Source organism: Pseudomonas sp. 43A (assembly GCF_013363935.1).
Classification (GTDB): Bacteria; Pseudomonadota; Gammaproteobacteria; order Pseudomonadales; family Pseudomonadaceae; genus Aquipseudomonas; species Aquipseudomonas crudilactis.
The window spans coordinates 5,202,814-5,220,666 of the sequence record NZ_CP054880.1 but is presented as its reverse complement, the minus strand read 5'-3'; the positions used below and the strand labels follow the sequence as shown (position 1 = coordinate 5,220,666).

The 17,853-nt window shown below is 58.9% G+C and carries 17 protein-coding genes; 11 read left to right on the top strand and 6 right to left on the bottom strand.

Annotated features, from left to right (window positions below; translation table 11 throughout):
• The first annotated feature begins 63 nt into the window (after nucleotides 1-63).
• From HUW52_RS22780 to HUW52_RS22765, 4 genes are all read left to right on the top strand, one after another.
• Nucleotides 64-540: a PaaI family thioesterase gene (locus HUW52_RS22780; protein WP_016987870.1), complete on the top strand. Its 477-nt coding sequence runs from the start codon at nucleotides 64-66 to the stop codon at nucleotides 538-540.
• Entirely contained in the window at nucleotides 537-989 is a 453-nt protein-coding gene (locus tag HUW52_RS22775; protein ID WP_175554971.1) for a PaaI family thioesterase, read from the top strand. The genes HUW52_RS22780 and HUW52_RS22775 overlap by 4 nt, the downstream gene beginning before the upstream one ends.
• Before the next feature lie 82 nt (nucleotides 990-1,071).
• Complete coding sequence (htpG, locus tag HUW52_RS22770; RefSeq protein WP_175554970.1) at nucleotides 1,072-2,976, top strand: molecular chaperone HtpG; 1,905 nt, start codon at nucleotides 1,072-1,074, stop codon at nucleotides 2,974-2,976.
• A 68-nt stretch (nucleotides 2,977-3,044) separates the two neighbouring features.
• Nucleotides 3,045-3,773, top strand: a complete 729-nt coding sequence (locus HUW52_RS22765; RefSeq protein ID WP_175554969.1) for a dienelactone hydrolase family protein — start codon at nucleotides 3,045-3,047, stop codon at nucleotides 3,771-3,773.
• Nucleotides 3,774-3,969: 196 nt separating this feature from the next.
• Here HUW52_RS22765 and HUW52_RS22760 read toward each other — a convergent pair whose 3' ends face one another.
• Both HUW52_RS22760 and HUW52_RS22755 read right to left on the bottom strand, forming a co-directional pair.
• Nucleotides 3,970-4,836 carry a pirin family protein gene (locus HUW52_RS22760; RefSeq protein WP_175554968.1) on the bottom strand — a complete coding sequence of 289 codons (867 nt, stop codon included), beginning with the start codon at nucleotides 4,834-4,836 and terminating at the stop codon, nucleotides 3,970-3,972.
• 61 nt (nucleotides 4,837-4,897) lie between these two features.
• Nucleotides 4,898-5,314: an OsmC family protein gene (locus HUW52_RS22755; RefSeq protein ID WP_008082948.1), complete on the bottom strand. Its 417-nt coding sequence runs from the start codon at nucleotides 5,312-5,314 to the stop codon at nucleotides 4,898-4,900.
• Nucleotides 5,315-5,442: 128 nt separating this feature from the next.
• Between HUW52_RS22755 and HUW52_RS22750 the strand changes: the two genes are divergently transcribed.
• Nucleotides 5,443-6,498: an amidohydrolase family protein gene (locus HUW52_RS22750; RefSeq protein ID WP_256667862.1), complete on the top strand. Its 1,056-nt coding sequence runs from the start codon at nucleotides 5,443-5,445 to the stop codon at nucleotides 6,496-6,498.
• A 130-nt stretch (nucleotides 6,499-6,628) separates the two neighbouring features.
• Entirely contained in the window at nucleotides 6,629-8,254 is a 1,626-nt protein-coding gene (locus HUW52_RS22745) for a methyl-accepting chemotaxis protein (RefSeq protein WP_016986399.1), read from the top strand.
• Between the two features lie 664 nt (nucleotides 8,255-8,918).
• Here HUW52_RS22745 and HUW52_RS22740 read toward each other — a convergent pair.
• Genes HUW52_RS22740 through purM form a run of 3 tightly spaced genes read right to left on the bottom strand, consistent with a single transcriptional unit; the run spans nucleotide 8,919 to nucleotide 11,349 of the window.
• Nucleotides 8,919-9,632, bottom strand: coding sequence for a DUF3108 domain-containing protein (locus HUW52_RS22740; protein WP_034156239.1), 714 nt, complete (start codon nucleotides 9,630-9,632; stop codon nucleotides 8,919-8,921).
• A gap of 8 nt (nucleotides 9,633-9,640) precedes the next feature.
• Entirely contained in the window at nucleotides 9,641-10,291 is a 651-nt protein-coding gene (gene purN, locus HUW52_RS22735) for a phosphoribosylglycinamide formyltransferase (protein WP_016987862.1), read from the bottom strand.
• Nucleotides 10,291-11,349 carry a phosphoribosylformylglycinamidine cyclo-ligase gene (purM, locus tag HUW52_RS22730; RefSeq protein WP_016987861.1) on the bottom strand — a complete coding sequence of 353 codons (1,059 nt, stop codon included), beginning with the start codon at nucleotides 11,347-11,349 and terminating at the stop codon, nucleotides 10,291-10,293. The genes purN and purM overlap by 1 nt, the downstream gene beginning before the upstream one ends.
• A gap of 373 nt (nucleotides 11,350-11,722) precedes the next feature.
• Here purM and HUW52_RS22725 point away from each other — a divergent pair, with 373 nt between their 5' ends.
• The 5 genes from HUW52_RS22725 (at nucleotide 11,723) to HUW52_RS22705 (ending at nucleotide 16,387) form a co-directional block, all read left to right on the top strand.
• Entirely contained in the window at nucleotides 11,723-12,781 is a 1,059-nt protein-coding gene (locus HUW52_RS22725; RefSeq protein WP_175554966.1) for a DUF2066 domain-containing protein, read from the top strand.
• 34 nt (nucleotides 12,782-12,815) lie between these two features.
• Nucleotides 12,816-13,889: an AI-2E family transporter gene (locus HUW52_RS22720; protein ID WP_016987858.1), complete on the top strand. Its 1,074-nt coding sequence runs from the start codon at nucleotides 12,816-12,818 to the stop codon at nucleotides 13,887-13,889.
• A gap of 206 nt (nucleotides 13,890-14,095) precedes the next feature.
• Entirely contained in the window at nucleotides 14,096-14,800 is a 705-nt protein-coding gene (hda, locus tag HUW52_RS22715; RefSeq protein ID WP_007919828.1) for a DnaA regulatory inactivator Hda, read from the top strand.
• A 214-nt stretch (nucleotides 14,801-15,014) separates the two neighbouring features.
• Complete coding sequence (locus tag HUW52_RS22710; RefSeq protein ID WP_007919826.1) at nucleotides 15,015-15,632, top strand: C40 family peptidase; 618 nt, start codon at nucleotides 15,015-15,017, stop codon at nucleotides 15,630-15,632.
• A 218-nt stretch (nucleotides 15,633-15,850) separates the two neighbouring features.
• The gene (locus tag HUW52_RS22705) at nucleotides 15,851-16,387 is read left to right on the top strand and encodes a C40 family peptidase (protein ID WP_016987857.1); all 537 of its coding nucleotides are present in this window, start codon (nucleotides 15,851-15,853) and stop codon (nucleotides 16,385-16,387) included.
• A 134-nt stretch (nucleotides 16,388-16,521) separates the two neighbouring features.
• On the opposite strand, the gene HUW52_RS22700 is transcribed toward HUW52_RS22705, so the two are convergent.
• The gene (locus tag HUW52_RS22700) at nucleotides 16,522-17,835 is read right to left on the bottom strand and encodes a sorbosone dehydrogenase family protein (protein WP_175554965.1); all 1,314 of its coding nucleotides are present in this window, start codon (nucleotides 17,833-17,835) and stop codon (nucleotides 16,522-16,524) included.
• Nucleotides 17,836-17,853 lie beyond the last annotated feature (18 nt).

Sequence of the window (17,853 nt, the reverse complement as noted above, 5' to 3'; positions counted from 1 at the left end):
TACACGGAACTTTTGCTGTTTTGCTTGCTACTGGCAAAAGGCTCTAACGAGAGTAATTATCAAATGGCCGAGAACAGCGTTTTTGAGCGTGCAACGCGATTTTTATCGGCGTTGCGTCACTGTCAGGTACTGGGTTTGCAGGTGCATAGCGCCTCAAGTGAAGGGCTCACCGTAATCTTGCCGTACAGCCCGCAAATAGTCGGTAACCCGGAAACCGGCGTGATCCATGGCGGCGCGATTACGGCGTTGATGGACACCGCCTGTGGCATGTCGACGTTGTGCGTGCTGCCGGAGTTCGAGGTCTGCCCGACCCTCGACCTGCGCATCGATTACATGCACGCCGCCGAGCCGAACAAAGCGGTGTACGGATTCGCCCAGTGCTACCGCGTAACCACCGATGTGATCTTTGCCCGTGGCTTCGCTTACCAAGATGACCCCGAGCAGCCCATCGCCCATGTGGTCGGTACGTTCATGCGCATGGGCAAGGGCCTCAAAGGCACTAAGGGCTTTGGCGGCGCGATCAAGGGAGAAGGGCAATGAGCGATGACTTGAAGCAGCAGTTGCAGCAGGCTCACATTCACGGCGACTACGCGCCGCTGTTGCAGTTGATTCCCTACGCCGGGCTGATCGGCATTGAATGCTCGCGAGTCGGTGATGAACTGCTGTTCAAGCTGCCGGCGAACAAGGACAACATTGGTAACCCTTTATTGCCGGCGATCCATGGCGGGGTGATCGCCGGATTCATGGAACTGGCCGCCGCCCTGCATCTGTTGATTTTCACCGGTGCGCCCGGTGTGCCGAAGATTATCGATTTTTCCCTCGATTACCTGCGCGCCGGGCAATTCCGCGATACCTGGGCCAAGTGTCAGGTCTGCCGCCAGGGCCGCCGCGTCGCCAACGTCGCCATCACCGCCTGGCAAAGCACCGAAAGCGAACCGATTGCCACCGCCCGTGCGCACTTCAAAATCGATGAGCCCTTGAAATCCTGAACAGCGCCCCAAACTCACAAGACAACCCGCCGCCGACCATTTCGGGTCGCGGCCACTGCCATCTGATTGGAGTTTGATGACCATGAGTGTGGAAACTCAAAAGGAAACCCTGGGCTTCCAGACCGAGGTAAAGCAGCTGCTGCACCTCATGATCCATTCGCTGTATTCCAACAAGGAAATCTTCCTTCGCGAATTGATCTCGAACGCCTCTGACGCTGTCGACAAGCTGCGCTTCGAAGCCCTGGCCAAGCCAGAGTTGCTCGAGGGTGGCGCTGATCTGAAAATCCGTGTGAGCTTCGACAAGGACGCCAAAACCGTCACCCTCGAAGACAACGGTATCGGCATGAACCGTGACGATGTGATCACCCACCTGGGGACCATCGCCAAATCCGGCACCGCGGATTTCATGAAGAATCTTTCGGGCGATCAGAAAAAGGATTCACACCTGATCGGCCAGTTCGGTGTCGGCTTCTACTCTGCCTTCATCGTTGCCGACCAGGTTGATGTGTACTCCCGCCGCGCCGGCACTCCGGCCAGCGAAGGCGTGCACTGGTCGTCGAAAGGCGAGGGCGAGTTCGAAGTCGCCACCATCGAAAAACCAGAACGCGGCACCCGCATCGTCCTGCACCTGAAAGCCGCGGAAGACGAGTTTGCTGATGGCTGGCGTCTGCGCAACATCATCAAGAAGTACTCCGACCACATCGCGCTGCCGATCGAGTTGCCGAAAGAAGCGGCTGCTGCCGAAGGCGAAGAGGCTCCTGCCGCTGAATGGGAAACCGTCAACCGCGCCAGCGCCCTGTGGACTCGCCCTCGCACTGAAGTGAAGGACGAGGAATACCAGGAGTTCTACAAACACATCGCTCACGACTTTGAAAACCCGCTGGCCTGGAGCCACAACAAAGTCGAAGGCAAGCTCGAATACAGCTCGCTGCTGTACGTGCCGGCCCGCGCACCGTTCGACCTGTACCAGCGTGAAGCGCCGAAGGGCCTGAAGCTTTACGTGCAGCGTGTGTTCGTGATGGATCAGGCCGAGTCGTTCCTGCCGCTGTACCTGCGCTTCATCAAAGGTGTGGTCGACTCCAACGACCTGTCGCTGAACGTGTCGCGCGAGATCCTGCAGAAAGACCCGATCATCGATTCGATGAAGACCGCGCTGACCAAGCGCGTGCTCGACATGCTGGAAAAACTGGCGAAAAACGAGCCTGAGCAATACAAGGGCTTCTGGAAGAACTTCGGTCAGGTCATGAAAGAAGGCCCGGCAGAAGACTTCGCCAACAAAGAGAAAATTGCCGGTCTGTTGCGGTTCGCATCGACCAACGGCGACGACGGCGAGCAGATCGTCGGTCTGGCCGACTACCTGGCGCGCGCCAAGGAAGGTCAGGACAAGATCTACTACCTCACCGGCGAAACCTACGCGCAGGTCAAGAACAGCCCGCACCTGGAAGTCTTCCGCAAGAAAGGCATCGAAGTGCTGCTGCTGACCGACCGCATCGACGAGTGGCTGATGAGCTACCTCAGCGAGTTCGACGGCAAGACCTTTGTCGACGTGGCACGTGGTGACCTCGATCTGGGCAACCTGGACTCGGAAGAGGACAAGAAAGCCGCGGAAGAAGTCGCCAAGTCCAAAGAAGGTCTGGTTGAGCGTCTGAAAACCGCGCTGGGCGATTCCGTGGCTGAAGTTCGCGTATCGCATCGTCTGACCGATTCGCCGGCGATTCTGGCCATCGGCGAGCAGGACCTGGGTCTGCAAATGCGCCAGATCCTCGAAGCCAGCGGGCAGAAGGTTCCGGATTCCAAGCCGATCTTCGAATTCAACCCGAGCCACCCGCTGATCGAGAAACTCGATGGCGAGCAGAGCGAAGAGCGTTTTGGCGATCTGTCGCACATTCTCTTCGATCAGGCAGCCCTGGCTGCTGGCGACAGCTTGAAGGATCCGGCCGCGTATGTGCGCCGTCTGAACAAGCTGCTGGTTGAACTGTCGGTTTAACCAAGTCGTAGAAAAACCCGCTTCGGCGGGTTTTTTCATTCTGGTGTTTAACCAATCTGGAGTCAGAAATGAGCCAAGTCACTGTACGTTCCGTGGTCTATCAGATTGACGGCCAGCCTTATGAAGGTCGTCTGGCGTTCGACGCCGAGCACAAGGGGGCGCTGCCGGGTTTGTTGATGGCGCCGAACTGGATGGGTGTCAGCGCTGGCGCTGAAGAGATCGCCAAGTCGGTCGCGGCCGAGGGCTACGTGGTGTTGATCGCTGACGTCTACGGTCAGGCTGTACGTCCGCAGAATGCTGACCAGGCTGGCGCGGCAATGATGCCGTTGAAGGATGACCGTGCGTTGCTGCGCAAGCGTATGCAGGCGGCGTTCGATCAACTGCAGAAGCAAGGCGAAGCGGCGGTTGATACGTCGAAACTGGCGGTGTTCGGTTTCTGCTTTGGTGGTTGCTGTGCGCTGGATCTGGCTCGCACGGGGGCGCCGGTGAAGGCGGCGGTGTCGTTCCACGGTACGCTGGATTCGCCGAACCCGGCGGATGCGCAGAACATCAAGGGCTCGGTGTTGGTGTTGCATGGTGCTTCCGACCCGTTGGTGCCGAAGGAGCAGTTGCCGGCGTTTGAAGACGAGATGAACGCGGCGAACGTGGATTGGCAGTTGTTGAGCTACGGCGGTGCGGTGCACTCGTTTACTGATCCGCATGCCAATGTGCCGGGCAAGATGATGTACGACGCGAAGACGGCGAAGCGCGCGTTCAAGTCGATGCATGATTTGCTGGATGAAGTGTTCAAGGGCTGAAAAGCGAAGAGCCCCTCACCCTAACCCTCTCCCAGAGGGAGAGGGGACTGATTGGGGGATGCTCAGGGATTACGCCGACCTGAAAGTGCCCGGGGTGAATCCATAATCACCAAGACTTTTCAGGTCGATGTATGACGCCAGACACCTCGGTCGGCTCCCTCTCCCTCCGGGAGAGGGCTGGGGTGAGGGTAAAGGCTTAACGCGGCAACTCGATCCGCTCAACTTCCCCCGGCACAGTCGGCCAGTCCCCGGCCGCCCATTTGCGCCGTGCCTCATCGATCGCCGCCGGATCGCTTGCAACAAAATTCCAGTTGATCCGCCGAGGCCCGTCCAACGGCGCGCCGCCGAACACCACCGCGTGCACATCACTTTCGGCAAACAGACTCATCTCTTCCCCGGCCGGCAATACCGCCAGCGCATGCGGTTCAAGCGCTTCACCGTTCAGTTGCGCATACCCACTCAGCACATAAACCGCTCGCTCTTCATGCTCTGTCGGAATCAGCAGGGTGGTCGCCGTTTGCATCTTCACTTCCGCATACAACGTAGGAGAGAGCACCGGAACCGGCGATTCCAGGCAAAAGCCTGACCCGGCAATCATGCGAATCTGCACGCCGAGGTTATCGCTGACCGGCAAGGTCGCCGCAGGGTGATGGCTGTAATGCCCAGCACCTTGCTCGTGCTCCTTGGGCGAGGCCAGCCAGATTTGCAAACCGTGCATGGTGAAGCTTTGCTCCCACAGCGGCTCTGGCGTGCGCTCAACGTGCGCAATCGCGCTGCCGGCAGTCATCCAGCTGACGTCGCCAGCGCCGACCACCTGATCGGAGCCAAGGCTGTCCTTGTGCTGGAGCTGCCCTTCAAACAAATACGTGAGGGTCGACAGACCGATGTGCGGGTGCTGTCGGATATTCATGCCCTTGCCCGTCGGATAAACCGTCTCGAGCATGTGGTCGAAAAACACGAAAGGCCCGACGCTGCGGCATTTGGCTGACGGCAGCGGGCGCAGAATCGGCTGGCCTTCGACGTCCTCGGCGCGCGGGCGGATGATCAGAGGTTGCGTGTCCATGGTGCATTCCAGGCTGAGCGGGTGATGCCAGAAGCATAACCCGCCGCTGGCATCAGGAGGATTACTGGCTATCAAAGCCTTGCGGGGCGTGGGTTTCGATCGTCACTTCGCTGGTGGTCATCAGCTTGTGAATCGGGCAGCGATCGGCTACGCGCAGCAGTTCCTCGCGCTGGGCGTCGGTGAGCACGCCTTTCAGAGTGAGGGTGACGTGCAGGACGTATTTGCCTTTCTGCTCCTCACTGTTGTCGCGTTTGACGTCGACACCGACACCGGTCAGCGGGATGTCTTTCTTCTTCGCGTACATCTTCAGGGTCAGTGCCTTGCAGGCGCCGAGGGCCGCATCGAAATAGTCGTGCGGCTCAGGTGCCGAGCCTTCGCCGCCTGCCGATTTCGGCACGTCGGCAAACAGTTCGTGATCATCAATCTGTACGGTGTGGCGGAAACCTTCAGCGGAGACGGTATTGACGGTAACGGTCATGGGAACCTCACTGGCAGTAGGAAAAGTCGTTCGATCAAAAAAGACCTTGCAGTTATAGAGCATTCCCACCGGTACGCGTTCCACTTTCCTGCGGGATGAACCCTTGTCGTCAGGGCGGGGTCTAGGCTATGCCTACTTCCTGGAGATTACTTGTGTCCCTGTATCGTTTGATTCTTGTCTGCCTTCTGCTGCTTGCCGGCAATGTCAGCGCCCGCGAATACACCTACAGCGATGCACACCTGCATTACGTGGATTTTTTCCAGGAAAGCGCGGGCATGGAGAAATTGCTGACGGCCATGAAGGACAGTTCCGTCGAGCATGTGATGATTTCCGGGATTCCGGTGGCGAAGAAATGGCATGAGGACGAACCCAAGCGTCCGCGCTATTACGCGGGCGATGACGCCGATGCCTATTGGTACAGTGCGACCGACGTGATCGTTGCCGATGCGGTGCAGAAGCTGTCACCCGAGCAGCGCCCGTACTTTCATCCGTTCCTCTCGGGCTTCAACCCGAACGACAAGAATTCAGCCGCGCACATCCAGCGCATGCTCGATCTGTATCCGGGGCTGTGGCAGGGCATTGGCGAGGTGTTCACTCGTCATGATGACCTCACGGCGCTGACGTCCGGCGATACGCCGCGCGCCAACAACGAAGCCATGACCAAGATCTATCATCTGGCCGCCGAGAACGATCTGCCGGTGATGCTGCATTCCAACATCACCTCCAAGCTTGAGAAAAATCCGCTGTACCTGAAGGAAATCGAAGAGCCGCTGCGTAATCACCCACACACGCGATTCATTTGGGCTCACGCCGGCACCAGCGCTGAAATCCATCGACATCAGACGCAACTGAGTTTCTTGCTGCCCACGCTGACGCGCATGCTTGAGGCGTATCCCAACCTGTTTATCGACCTGTCCTGGAGCATGCTCACGCCGTATCTGCTGGATGAGCAGGGCAAACCGCGTCCTGAGTGGCTGGCGCTGGTGGAAAAATACCCGGAACGCTTCATGCTCGGCTCCGACGTAGTAGGGCGTTTCAATAAGCTCGGTCAGGAAATGCATAGCTTCAAGCCTTTCCTTGATGCGCTGCCGGAGAATATTGCGCAGAAGGTCGCAAGAGATAACTTCCTGGCTATCTTGCCGCGAACGGTGTTCAAGTCCGGCAAAACCGCGCTGAATCGTTAATGCCTTCGGTTCGAAGTATTAAGGCCTTTTGATATCACATTTTGGTCTTACGCATTTTTTCGCCGGGCCGATACCTTCTAAAGCAACCAGCTGCAGGGTTGATGCAGCGCTTTTGGAAGGAACCAGAGCAATGAGTATCCGTAGTCTCAATATCGCCCCGCGCGCCGGCCTCGGTTTTGGCGTGTTGGCGCTGATGGTATTTGCCCTTGGGGCGTTCGCTTTATTGCAAATGTCGAACATGCGCGCGCAGTCCGACGAGGTTGATAACAACTGGCTGCCGAGCGTGATGGCGGTCGGTGAGATGAGTCAGGACATGCTGCGCCTGAGGGCGCTGACCATGCGGCTGCTGCTCAATCGTGATCCGCAGGCGCTCGAGCAAAACGTTGCCAAGCTTAATGAATTGCGCGATGTACTCAGTGAAGCCCAGCAGCGTTATGACGTGCTGATCGTGTTGCCCGAGGAGCGCAAGCTGTTCGACCGTTTCAAGGTCGCCGAGCACCAGTATCTGGAGTTTCAGGCGCAGGTCATGCAGCTCTCTGCACAGAATCGGGTCGAGGAGGCCGCGACCATTCTCAACGGGCAGATGAGTCCTTTGGCCGATGAAATCGCAGTGCTTTTACGCGAACTGGTTGAGCTGAATAAACACAATGCCAATCTCGCCACTGAAGCCGCGCGGTTGGTGTTTATCAATTCGCGAGTGTGGGTTGGGGTGATGATCGGCGTTACTGCGCTGATCACCATCGGTCTGGCCCTGCTACTGACGCGCAGCATCGTGCTGCCGCTGGCGCAATCGCTGGGTGTCGCCGAGGTGGTGGCCGGTGGTGATCTGACCGGCGATATCAGCATCAGCGGCAAGGACGAGCCGGCGCGACTGCTGCAGGCGCTCAAGAGCATGCAACACAACCTGCGCGACACGATTAGGCAAATCTCCGAGTCCTCCAGCCAGTTGGCCTCGGCGTCGGAGGAGCTGAGTTGCGTCACGGAAGACGCTACGCGCGGGTTGCATCAGCAGAGCCTGGAGATCGAACAGGCGGCCACGGCGGTCAATCAGATGACGGCTGCGGTGGAGGAGGTGGCGAGCAATGCGGTGGCCACCTCCGAGGCTTCTCGTGAATCCGATCGCATAGCCCAGCATGGCCGCGAGCAGGTGCATCAAACGGTGTTGTCTATCGAATCGCTTGCCGATGATGTGACGGCCAATGCGAGTCAGGTGGAAGATCTGGCGCAGAAGGTCTACAGCATCAGCAAAGTGCTGGATGTGATTCGTTCGATTGCCGAGCAGACCAATCTGCTCGCTTTGAATGCTGCGATCGAGGCAGCGCGGGCCGGTGATGCCGGGCGCGGGTTTGCGGTGGTGGCGGATGAGGTGCGGGCGTTGGCTCACCGCACGCAGCAGTCGACCCAGGAAATCGAGCAGATGATCGGTGGGATTCAGCAGGGTACCGATTCGGCGGTCAGTTCGATGCAGCAGAGTAATGTGCGGGCGCGTTCGACGCTGGAGTTGGCCAAGGCGGCCGGGACTGCACTGGAAGAGATCGCCTCGGCGTTCACGCTGATCAACGAGCGCAACCTGGTGATCGCCAGTGCCTCGGAGGAGCAGGCAGCGGTGGCTCGGGAGGTGGATCGCAATCTGATGAATATTCGTGATCTGGCGATGCAGACCTCGGCGGGAGCCAATCAGACCAGTGCGGCGAGTCAGGAGTTGTCGCGGTTGGCGGTGGATTTGAACAGCATGGTGGCCAAATTCTCGGTTTGAGTTTTGCCTTCAAAAGCCCCTCACCCTAGCCCTCTCCCGGAGGGAGAGGGGACTGACCGTGGGAGATTGGCGAGTTACACCGACCTGATCTTGCTTTGGTGAATCCATAATCGACTCGATTTTCAGGTCGATGTATGGCGCCAGACATCTCGGTCGGCTCCTTCTCCCATTGGGAAAGGGGACTGACCGTGGGAGATTGGCGAGTTACACCGACCTGATGTTGCTTTGGTGAATCCATAATCGACTCGATTTTTAGGTCGATGTATGGCGCCAGACATCTCGGTCGGCTCCTTCTCCCATTGGGAAAGGGGACTGACCGTGGGAGATTGGCGAGTTACACCGACCTGATGTTGCTTTGGTGAATCCATAATCGACTCGATTTTTAGGTCGATGTATGGCGCCAGACATCTCGGTCGGCTCCTTCTCCCATTGGGAAAGGGGACTGACCGTGGGAGATTGGCGAGTTACACCGACCTGATCTTGCTTTGGTGAATCCATAATCGACTCGATCTTACAGGTCGATGCATAGCGCCAGACATCTCGGTCGGCTCCCTCTCCTTCGGGAGAGGGCTGGGGTGAGGGGTGAAGGTGACACATAAAATCGGGCTAAAGCGCAGACAAAAAAAGCCCCGCATTTCGCGGGGCTCTTTGTTCTTGCGGCGGATCAACTGCCTTTAACGGTTTTACCGTTGACCGTGCCGTCCTGGAGCATGATGTTGTACTCCTTGCCGTCAGTTTCGACTTGTTGCAGGCGAACCAGCAAGTAATCCCAGTCCTTGGCGAACCACAGCACGGTGGTGCGCTTGCTTTGCGTCGGGTCGCGCACGCGCTCGACCTTGATCGCATCGATCTTGCCGGCCTTGGTTTCGACTTTTTCCGAACCCAGTACACGGAAGTCATAGGTATCGACTTCGCCGTCATCGACCACTTGATAGCTCATGGTCTTCTTGCCGGCAGCGACGTCATGTTGCAGTGCCAACTGATAGGTGGACTTGTCGACCATGCCACGGTTCAGCGGGATTTTCACCGCGTCGCCACGGTCGGTACCGGTGACCATTTTGCTGTTCCAGTCGAAATCCAGATCAGCCTTTTTCGCTTTGCCCAGGCCACCACGTTCAAAATGGTAGGACTGCGGCAGCAAAGTGTCCTTGTCCAGGGTCAGGGTGCTTTCTTCAGTCAGGCTGGCGATCATCATCGAGGCCTTGAAGCTGAGCTTCCAGACGCCGTTGGCTTCCTTGACCAGACTGCGCTCGGCGGTGCCGCTCATGGGCAGTTGCTTCCAGTCGGCGGTGTAGCTGGCGGAGAACGGTTGAAGTTCGGCTGCCTGCGCGAAGGGCAGGGCGAGCAGAGCGCAAGCGAAGAGCAGGGCGCGACGCATAATATCTCCTAGTGTCGAATCAAGTGGCCGCTGGCCGCGAGTAACTGGCCATCCAGTAAAGCACCGTGTTCACCGAGTGCCAGCCTGCCTTCGGCAAACCAGCGAACAGCCATCGGGTAGATCAGGTGTTCCTGAACGTGGACTCGCTGCGCAAGACTCTGCGGCGTGTCGTGCAACTCTACCGGTAATACTGCTTGTACGACCAGTGGTCCGCCATCGAGTTCCTCGGTGACGAAGTGCACGGAGCAGCCATGCTCAGTGTCGCCGGCCTCCAGCGCGCGCTGATGAGTGTGTAACCCTTTGTATTTGGGTAGCAGCGACGGGTGGATGTTGAGCAGGCGACCCTGGTAGTGGCGAACGAAGTCAGCGCTGAGAATGCGCATGAAGCCGGCCAGTACCACGAGTTTCGGATTGAATTCGTCGATCAGTTCGATCAGAGCAGCATCGAAGGCCTCGCGACCTTCGAATGCCTTGTGATCCAGCGAGCGGGTGGCGATACCCGCATCACTGGCGCGTTGCAGGCCGTAGGCGTCGGCGCGATTGGAAATCACTGCAGCGATGCGGACCGGGTTGTCGCCGGCCCGCGTGCTGTCGATCAGAGCCTGCAAGTTACTGCCGGTGCCGGACAACAGCACCACGACATCACAGGTTGCGGACATTAATGAGCCTTAAGGTTCTGCAGATCAACCTGAGCTGCGCCTTCGGCGGCAGCAGCGATCTGACCGATCACCCAAGGCTGTTCGCCGGCGTCACGCAGGGTGTTCAGCGCCACTTCAACGTGCTCCTGAGCCACGCAGATGACCATGCCAACGCCGCAGTTCAGCACGCGGTGCATCTCGGTCTCGTCAACGTTGCCTTTCTCTTGCAGCCAATCGAATACGGCCGGGCGAGTCCAGCTAGCCACGTCAACCACCGCCTGAGCGCCTTTTGGCAGAACGCGCGGGATGTTGTCGAGCAGGCCGCCACCGGTGATGTGGGCCATGGCTTTGACGGCGCCGGTGTCTTTGATCAGCTTGAGCAGCGGCTTCACGTAGATGCGGGTCGGGGCCATCAGCAGGTCGGTCAGCGGTTTGCCGTCGAGCTGGATGTTTTCGATGTCGGCACCGGAGACTTCGATGATCTTGCGGATCAGCGAGTAGCCGTTGGAGTGCGGGCCGGACGATGGCAGCGCGATCAGCGCGTCACCGGTGGCGACTTTCGAGCCGTCGATGATCTCCGACTTTTCCACGACGCCGACGCAGAAACCGGCCAGGTCGTAGTCTTCGCCTTCGTACATGCCAGGCATTTCAGCGGTTTCGCCGCCAACCAGCGAGCAACCCGACAGTTCGCAGCCAGCGCCGATGCCGGTCACGACTTGGGTCGCGGTCTCGACGTTCAGTTTGCCGGTGGCGTAGTAGTCGAGGAAGAACAGTGGCTCTGCGCCGCACACCACGAGGTCGTTCACGCACATGGCAACCAGGTCGATGCCGATGCTGTCGTGCTTGTTCAGGTTCAGCGCCAGACGCAGCTTGGTGCCGACGCCGTCGGTGCCGGAAACCAGCACTGGCTGCTTGTAGCCGGCCGGGATTTCGCAGAGGGCGCCGAAACCGCCCAGGCCGCCCATGACTTCCGGGCGCGCAGTGCGCTTGGCGACGCTCTTGATGCGTTCGACCAATGCTTCACCGGCGTCGATGTCTACACCGGCGTCCTTGTAGCTCAGGGAGGGTTGCTTGCTCATGATCCAGGCCTTTAGGGGAGGGGATTCAGGGGTAACGACCGAGTTCAGCGGGAACTTCGAAATCGACGGGGCGATGGCCTCACGCGAGTTTCGAGGTGCCCGGCTGTTGCCGGTCTGCGAAGGCGCGCGATTTTATCAGGCTTGAGGGGCAGCGGCCATCCTCGCACCGACGGGCAGGGCCATATCCACGGAAATTTTTTGCAATTGAGGCGAATGAACGCCTGTATAAGGTGGGGCAATTAACCGTCTATCGTTATCACTGTGCAAAAACTTACCGCTGTCGTGTGAATGTTTGGTGCTGGCAGATTGTCACAGCCTTGCTCAACCGATTCACGCGGCCTGTTCCAGCCGCTCCTGTCGACGGGAATTTTCCATGCGTTTTTGTAAATTGTTGTTTGTGGGTTGTTTGTCTCTGATCAGCCTGGCGAGTCACGCCGAAAACCTCAAAGGCCTTTATCAAGTGCGTGAGCCGGTCAACGGCCAGGCACCGGAGGAGCGTGATCGCGCCACCCAAGCAGCGCTGGATACCTTGGTGCTGCGTTTGACGGGCGATCCGAAAGCTGCGCAAAACCCGGGGCTGGCGGCGATTCGCAAGGATCCGCAGCAGATCATCAGTCAGTTCGGTTTTGATGCTGGCCCCCCGGAGGTGCTGAAGGTCGATTTCGATCCGTCGACCACCGAGCAGGCGCTGCGACGCGCCGGATTGGCGGTGTGGGGCGCCAGTCGCCCGTCGATCCTGAGTTGGTGGCTGAACGACTCGGCTGAGGGTTCGAGTCTGGTTGGCGACGGTCAGGCCGCTGCTGCGCCGTTGCGTACAGCTGCGCAGCATCGCGGCTTGCCATTGCGTTTGCCGTTGGCAGACCTGAGTGAGCAACTGGTAGCCACGGCACCGGCGCTGGAAGGCACGGATCCGGCGCCGTTGCGCGGTGCCTCCGAACGCTACAACGCTGACGCTTTGCTGGCAGTGCATGCCCGTGAAGAAGGCGGGCAGTGGCAAGCCAAGTGGCACTTGTGGCTGGGCGATCAGAAAGAGGCGGGCAGTGTGCAGGGCGCCGATCAGGCTGCTGTCGCGGACGCGGTGATGCTGGCGGTGGCTGAGCGCCTGGCGCCACGTTTTGTGGCCAAGCCCGGCGCTTCGGGACAGCAGACTCTGGAAGTGCAAGGTATGAATCTGGAGCATTACGCGGCGCTGTTGCGGTTACTCGAACCGTTTGGCGTGCGTCTGCAAAGTGTTGACGGCGATCGCATCGTCTATCGGGTCAATGGCAGTGCCGATCAGATGCGTGCGCAGTTGTCGCTGGCGAAGTTGCAGGAACTGCCGGCCGAGGCGCCGGCGCAGGTTTCAGCGCCACAGCCCGCGGTTGCAGGTGCAGCCCCGGTCGCGGCTCCGGCCCCGACACCGGCAGCACCATCGTTGCGGTTTCGCTGGTAAGTCTTTCCTTATATAGAAGCAACAGGAGTGGTACATGGCCGATACGCGGCGTTGGTTCTGGCTCGGTGGGGTAGTCCTGCTTTGCGCATTTGTCTGGTTGCTGCACCCGATCCTCACGCCGTTTCTGGTGGCGCTGCTGCTGGCTTATCTGTTCGATCCGCTGGTGGATCGCCTGGAGCGGCTCGGTTTGTCGCGTACTTGGGGCGTGATCGCGGTGTTTGCTCTGTTCACCTTGATCGTCACCGCGCTGCTGCTGGTGCTGGTGCCGATGCTCGCTAAGCAGTTGCTGCGTCTGTACGAGTTGGCGCCGCAAATGCTCGACTGGTTGCAACACACGGCGTTGCCGTGGGCACAGGCCAAGCTGGGGCTTTCGGACGGTTTCTGGAAGTTCGACAAGGTCAAAGCGGCGATCAGCGAACACATGGGCCAGACCACCGACATTGTCAGTGTGGTGCTGAGTCAGGCGACCGCTTCGAGTCTGGCGCTGATTGGCTGGCTGGCGAATCTGGTGCTGATCCCGGTGGTGAGTTTCTACCTGCTGCGCGATTGGGACGTGATGATGGCCAAGATCCGCAGCCTGCTGCCGCGTGATCGCGAAGAACGTGTGGTCGCGCTGGCCGGCGAATGTCATGAGGTGTTGGGCGCATTCGTTCGCGGTCAGTTGCTGGTGATGCTGGCGCTGGGCGTGATCTACGCGGCAGGCCTGATGATTGTCGGGCTGGAGCTGGGGCTGTTGATCGGTCTGATCGCGGGTCTGGCGGCGATCGTGCCGTACATGGGCTTCGTGATCGGTATTGGCGCGGCACTGATTGCCGGGTTGTTCCAGTTCGGTGGCGATCTGTACCCGATGGTCGGGATCGTCGCGGTGTTCATGGTCGGTCAGGCGCTGGAAGGCATGGTGCTGACGCCGTTGCTAGTCGGCGACCGCATCGGTCTGCATCCGGTGGCGGTGATCTTCGCGATTCTGGCTGGCGGTGAGCTGTTCGGTTTCACCGGTGTGCTGCTGGCATTGCCGGTGGCGGCGGTGATCATGGTGCTGGTGCGCCATGTGCACGACTTGTACAAGGATTCCGACATCTATAGTGGCGTTGACGATCCGCAGTTGTAATGGTGCGGGCCAACCCGGCGAATCGCCGGGTTGGCCCGTGTCCTGCAGGCGCTGGCGCCAAAGAATCTGTCATAAAACCAGCGTGTTAACGCAAACCTTTGATTTTGCTTGGACTCTGTCGCATTGTGCGCTCAGCTTCACGGGTATAAACTTCGCAAACTTTACACAGAGGCCACTAACGGTTCCTTGAGAACTGTTCAGTCAGCATGAAACCGATTCAGCTGCCCCTAGGTGTGCGTCTGCGTGACGACGCCACCTTCATCAACTACTACCCAGGCGCCAATGCCGCTGCACTCGGCTATGTCGAGCGTCTATGCGAAGCCGACGCCGGCTGGACAGAAAGCCTGATCTACCTGTGGGGCAAACACGGCGTAGGGCGTACGCATCTGTTGCAGGCGGCGTGTCTGCGATTCGAGCAGATGGGGGAGCCGGCGGTGTACTTGCCGTTGGCCGAGTTGATGGATCGCGGCGTCGAAATCCTCGATAACCTTGAACAGTACGAACTGGTTTGCCTGGATGACTTGCAGGTGATCGCCGGCAAGGCTGACTGGGAAGAGGCGATGTTTCATCTGTTCAACCGTCTGCGTGACAGTGGTCGGCGCTTGCTGATCGCCGCCTCGACCTCTCCGCGTGAACTGCCGGTCAAACTGGCTGACTTGAAATCGCGCCTGACCCTGGCGCTGATTTTCCAGATGCGTCCGCTTTCCGATGAAGACAAATTGCGCGCCTTGCAATTGCGCGCGTCGCGTCGCGGTCTGCACCTGACCGATGAAGTCGGGCATTTTATTTTGACTCGCGGCACCCGCAGCATGAGTGCGTTGTTTGACTTGCTTGAACAGCTCGATCAGGCCTCGTTGCAGGCTCAACGCAAGCTGACCATCCCCTTCCTGAAAGAAACGCTAGGCTGGTAACGGCGCGGCTTTCAGCGTGTTTCGGCATATTTCAGGCGCCACAAAATCCGCTTTCCTGCACGGTGTGCAGGCCGCGTATCGGTTCAAATGGGCTTAAGCGCTTAGATGTAAACGAGAAACCGAGAAGTCACAAAAAGATCGATTGAATTTGCAAATGAGGTTGATAGCGGGCATAGTCTCGGCTTCTTTACAACTATCAGCCACGGTCGTGCCCATGCTAAAGCGCTTCGCACCCCTCGTGCCTCTCGCACTCGTCACCCTGTTGTACGGTTGCGCTGCTCATTCTCCAGTTCAAGAGCAGCCTCAACAGGTTAAAAATTCTGCCACGGCCCAGTCTTCCGTTATTTACCAGGAAGAACTGGACACCGAAAAAGAACTCAACGAATTCAATGGCAAGAAGCCTTATCAGCTTCCTGTTCTGGCCGACAGCATCCTTGAGCGCGGCATGTCCCTGATCGGTACCCGTTACCGTTTTGGCGGTACCTCTGAAGCCGGCTTCGATTGCAGCGGTTTTATCGGCTACCTGTTCCGCGAAGAAGCCGGCATGAACCTGCCACGCTCGACCCGCGAAATGATCAACGTTGATGCTCCGCTGGTCTCGCGCAGCAACCTTGAGCCGGGCGATCTGCTGTTTTTCGCCACCAATGGTCGTCGCGGTCGTGTCAGCCACGCCGGGATCTACCTGGGTGACAACCAGTTCATCCACTCCAGCAGTCGTCGCAGCGGCGGTGTTCGCATCGACAGCCTGGGTGACAGCTACTGGAGCAAGACTTTCATCGAAGCGAAACGCGCATTGGCCAACGCTCCGACGGTCGTTACCGCTCGCAAGTAATCCCCGTTGTCGCTGCGTTCGCGGCGACAATCAGGCTCCCGGCAACGGAGTAGACCTAGACTTTACAAGGTGAAGTTAAAGTCTTACTTGAAGTTTGCCGCGTAGCCGCTAGAATCCTGTATCTATATTGATGGCAAACCGCCTGCGTGCTCACGCAGGCGGTTTTGTTTTCTGTCCATCGGCAGAAAAAGCCGCAGCCAGATCAGGATGTTCTGCTTATGACGATGTCGGCCCGCCTCACATTGATGCTCTGCATAGCGCTGCTCAGCGCCTGCGCCAGTCGCACGCCGCCACCTGCGCCGGTGGTTCGCGCCCCGGTCGTATTCGGCCCCTCCCAAGCTTTTTCACCGGCTGCTGAAGACGTGCTGTTTCGCGCGCTTGGCCTGGTCGGCACGCCTTATCGCTGGGGCGGTAACACGCCGGATTCGGGGTTTGATTGCAGTGGCCTGATCGGTTTTGTCTACCGCGATGCGGCGGGGATTTCGTTGCCACGTTCCACGCGCGAAATGATCGTCATGCAGGCGCCGAACGTCGGCAAGGAAGGCTTGCAGACTGGCGACCTGATCTTCTTCGCCACCAATGGCGGTTCGCAGGTCAGTCACGCGGGGATTTACGTCGGCGAAGGGCGCTTTGTGCACGCGCCAGCCACGGGCGGCACGGTGAAGCTGGACAGCCTGTCGAAGGCGTATTGGCAGAAGGCTTATCTGAGTGCCAAGCGGGTGCTGCAGCCGGAGCATCTGGCGCATAACCCGTAATTCAAGTTGCCCAAAATCTAATGTGTAGGAGTGAGCCTGCTCGCGATGACGGTGTCACATTCAACATCAATGTTGAATGATCGACCGCTATCGCGAGCAGGCTCACTCCTACAGTTGTTTGTGCATGGCGAAAACTATTTGCTGGCCGACACTCGCCACACCTTGTTGCCAACATCATCCGCTACCAGCAAGCCACCTTGCTGGTCGATCACCACGCCCACCGGCCGACCCAAAGCATTCTCGTCCTTGTCGAGGAACCCGGTCAGGACATCCACCGGTTTGCCGCTTGGCTTGCCACCGGTAAACGGCACGAAAATCACCTTGTAGCCACTGTGCGGCTTGCGGTTCCACGAGCCGTGCTGACCGATGAATGCGCCTTCCTTGAACTGCGCTGGCAATTTGTTGCCGTCGGCAAAACTCAGGCCCAACGAGGCAGTGTGCGGCCCGATCGCGTAATCCGGGGCGATGGCTTTGGCCACCAGATCGGGGTTTTGCGGCGTAACGCGGACATCGACATGCTGACCGTAGTAACTGAACGGCCAGCCATAGAAACCACCGTCCTTCACTGAAGTGATGTAGTCCGGCACCAGATCACTGCCGATCTCGTCACGCTCGTTGACGGCTGTCCACAGCGCCCCACTGGTGGGTTCCCAGGCCAGGCCATTGGGGTTGCGGATGCCCGAGGCGAAGATGCGGTGATTGCCGGTCGCCCGATCGACTTCCCAGATCGCTGCGCGGCCTTCTTCTTTATCCAGACCATTTTCGCCGACGTTGCTGTTCGATCCGACAGTGACGTACAGCTTGCTGCCGTCCTTGCTGGCAATGACGTTTTTGGTCCAGTGGTGATTCAGCGTACCGCCCGGCAGATCGACTACCTTGATTGGCTGCGATTTGATCTCGGTCGCGCCGGGTTCGTAGTTGAAGCGCAGCAGGCGATCGGTATCGGCGACGTACAGATCATTGCCGACCAGGGTCATGCCGAACGGCGAGTTGAGGTTCTGCAGAAACACCGTGCGTGTTTCCGCGACGCCATCATGATCGGCGTCACGCAGCAGGGTGATGCGGTTCGGACTCGGTACGCCAGCGCCAGCCTTGCCCATGACCTTTTTCATCACCCAGCCACGAATGCCGCTGCTGTCATCAGGCTTCGGCGGGGCGTTGGTTTCCGCCACCAGCACATCGCCATTGGGTAGCACATAGAGCCAGCGCGGATGATCGAGGCCTTCAGCGAAGGCTGCCACCTGAGTACCGGCCGCTGCGGTCGGTTTGCCGCCCGCGGGCCAGCCGATCGCCGGGGCGATGTTCACCGTCGGAATCAGGGTCTTGTTTGGTTCAGGTAATTTCGGTGACGGGCCGGTGCCGTCGGAGACTTGCAGGCTGGAGGTTTCACCGCAGGCGGCGAGACCTCCGGCGAAGGCGATGACAAAAACGAGCTGGGGCTTGCGCATTGCTGATCTTCCCTATGA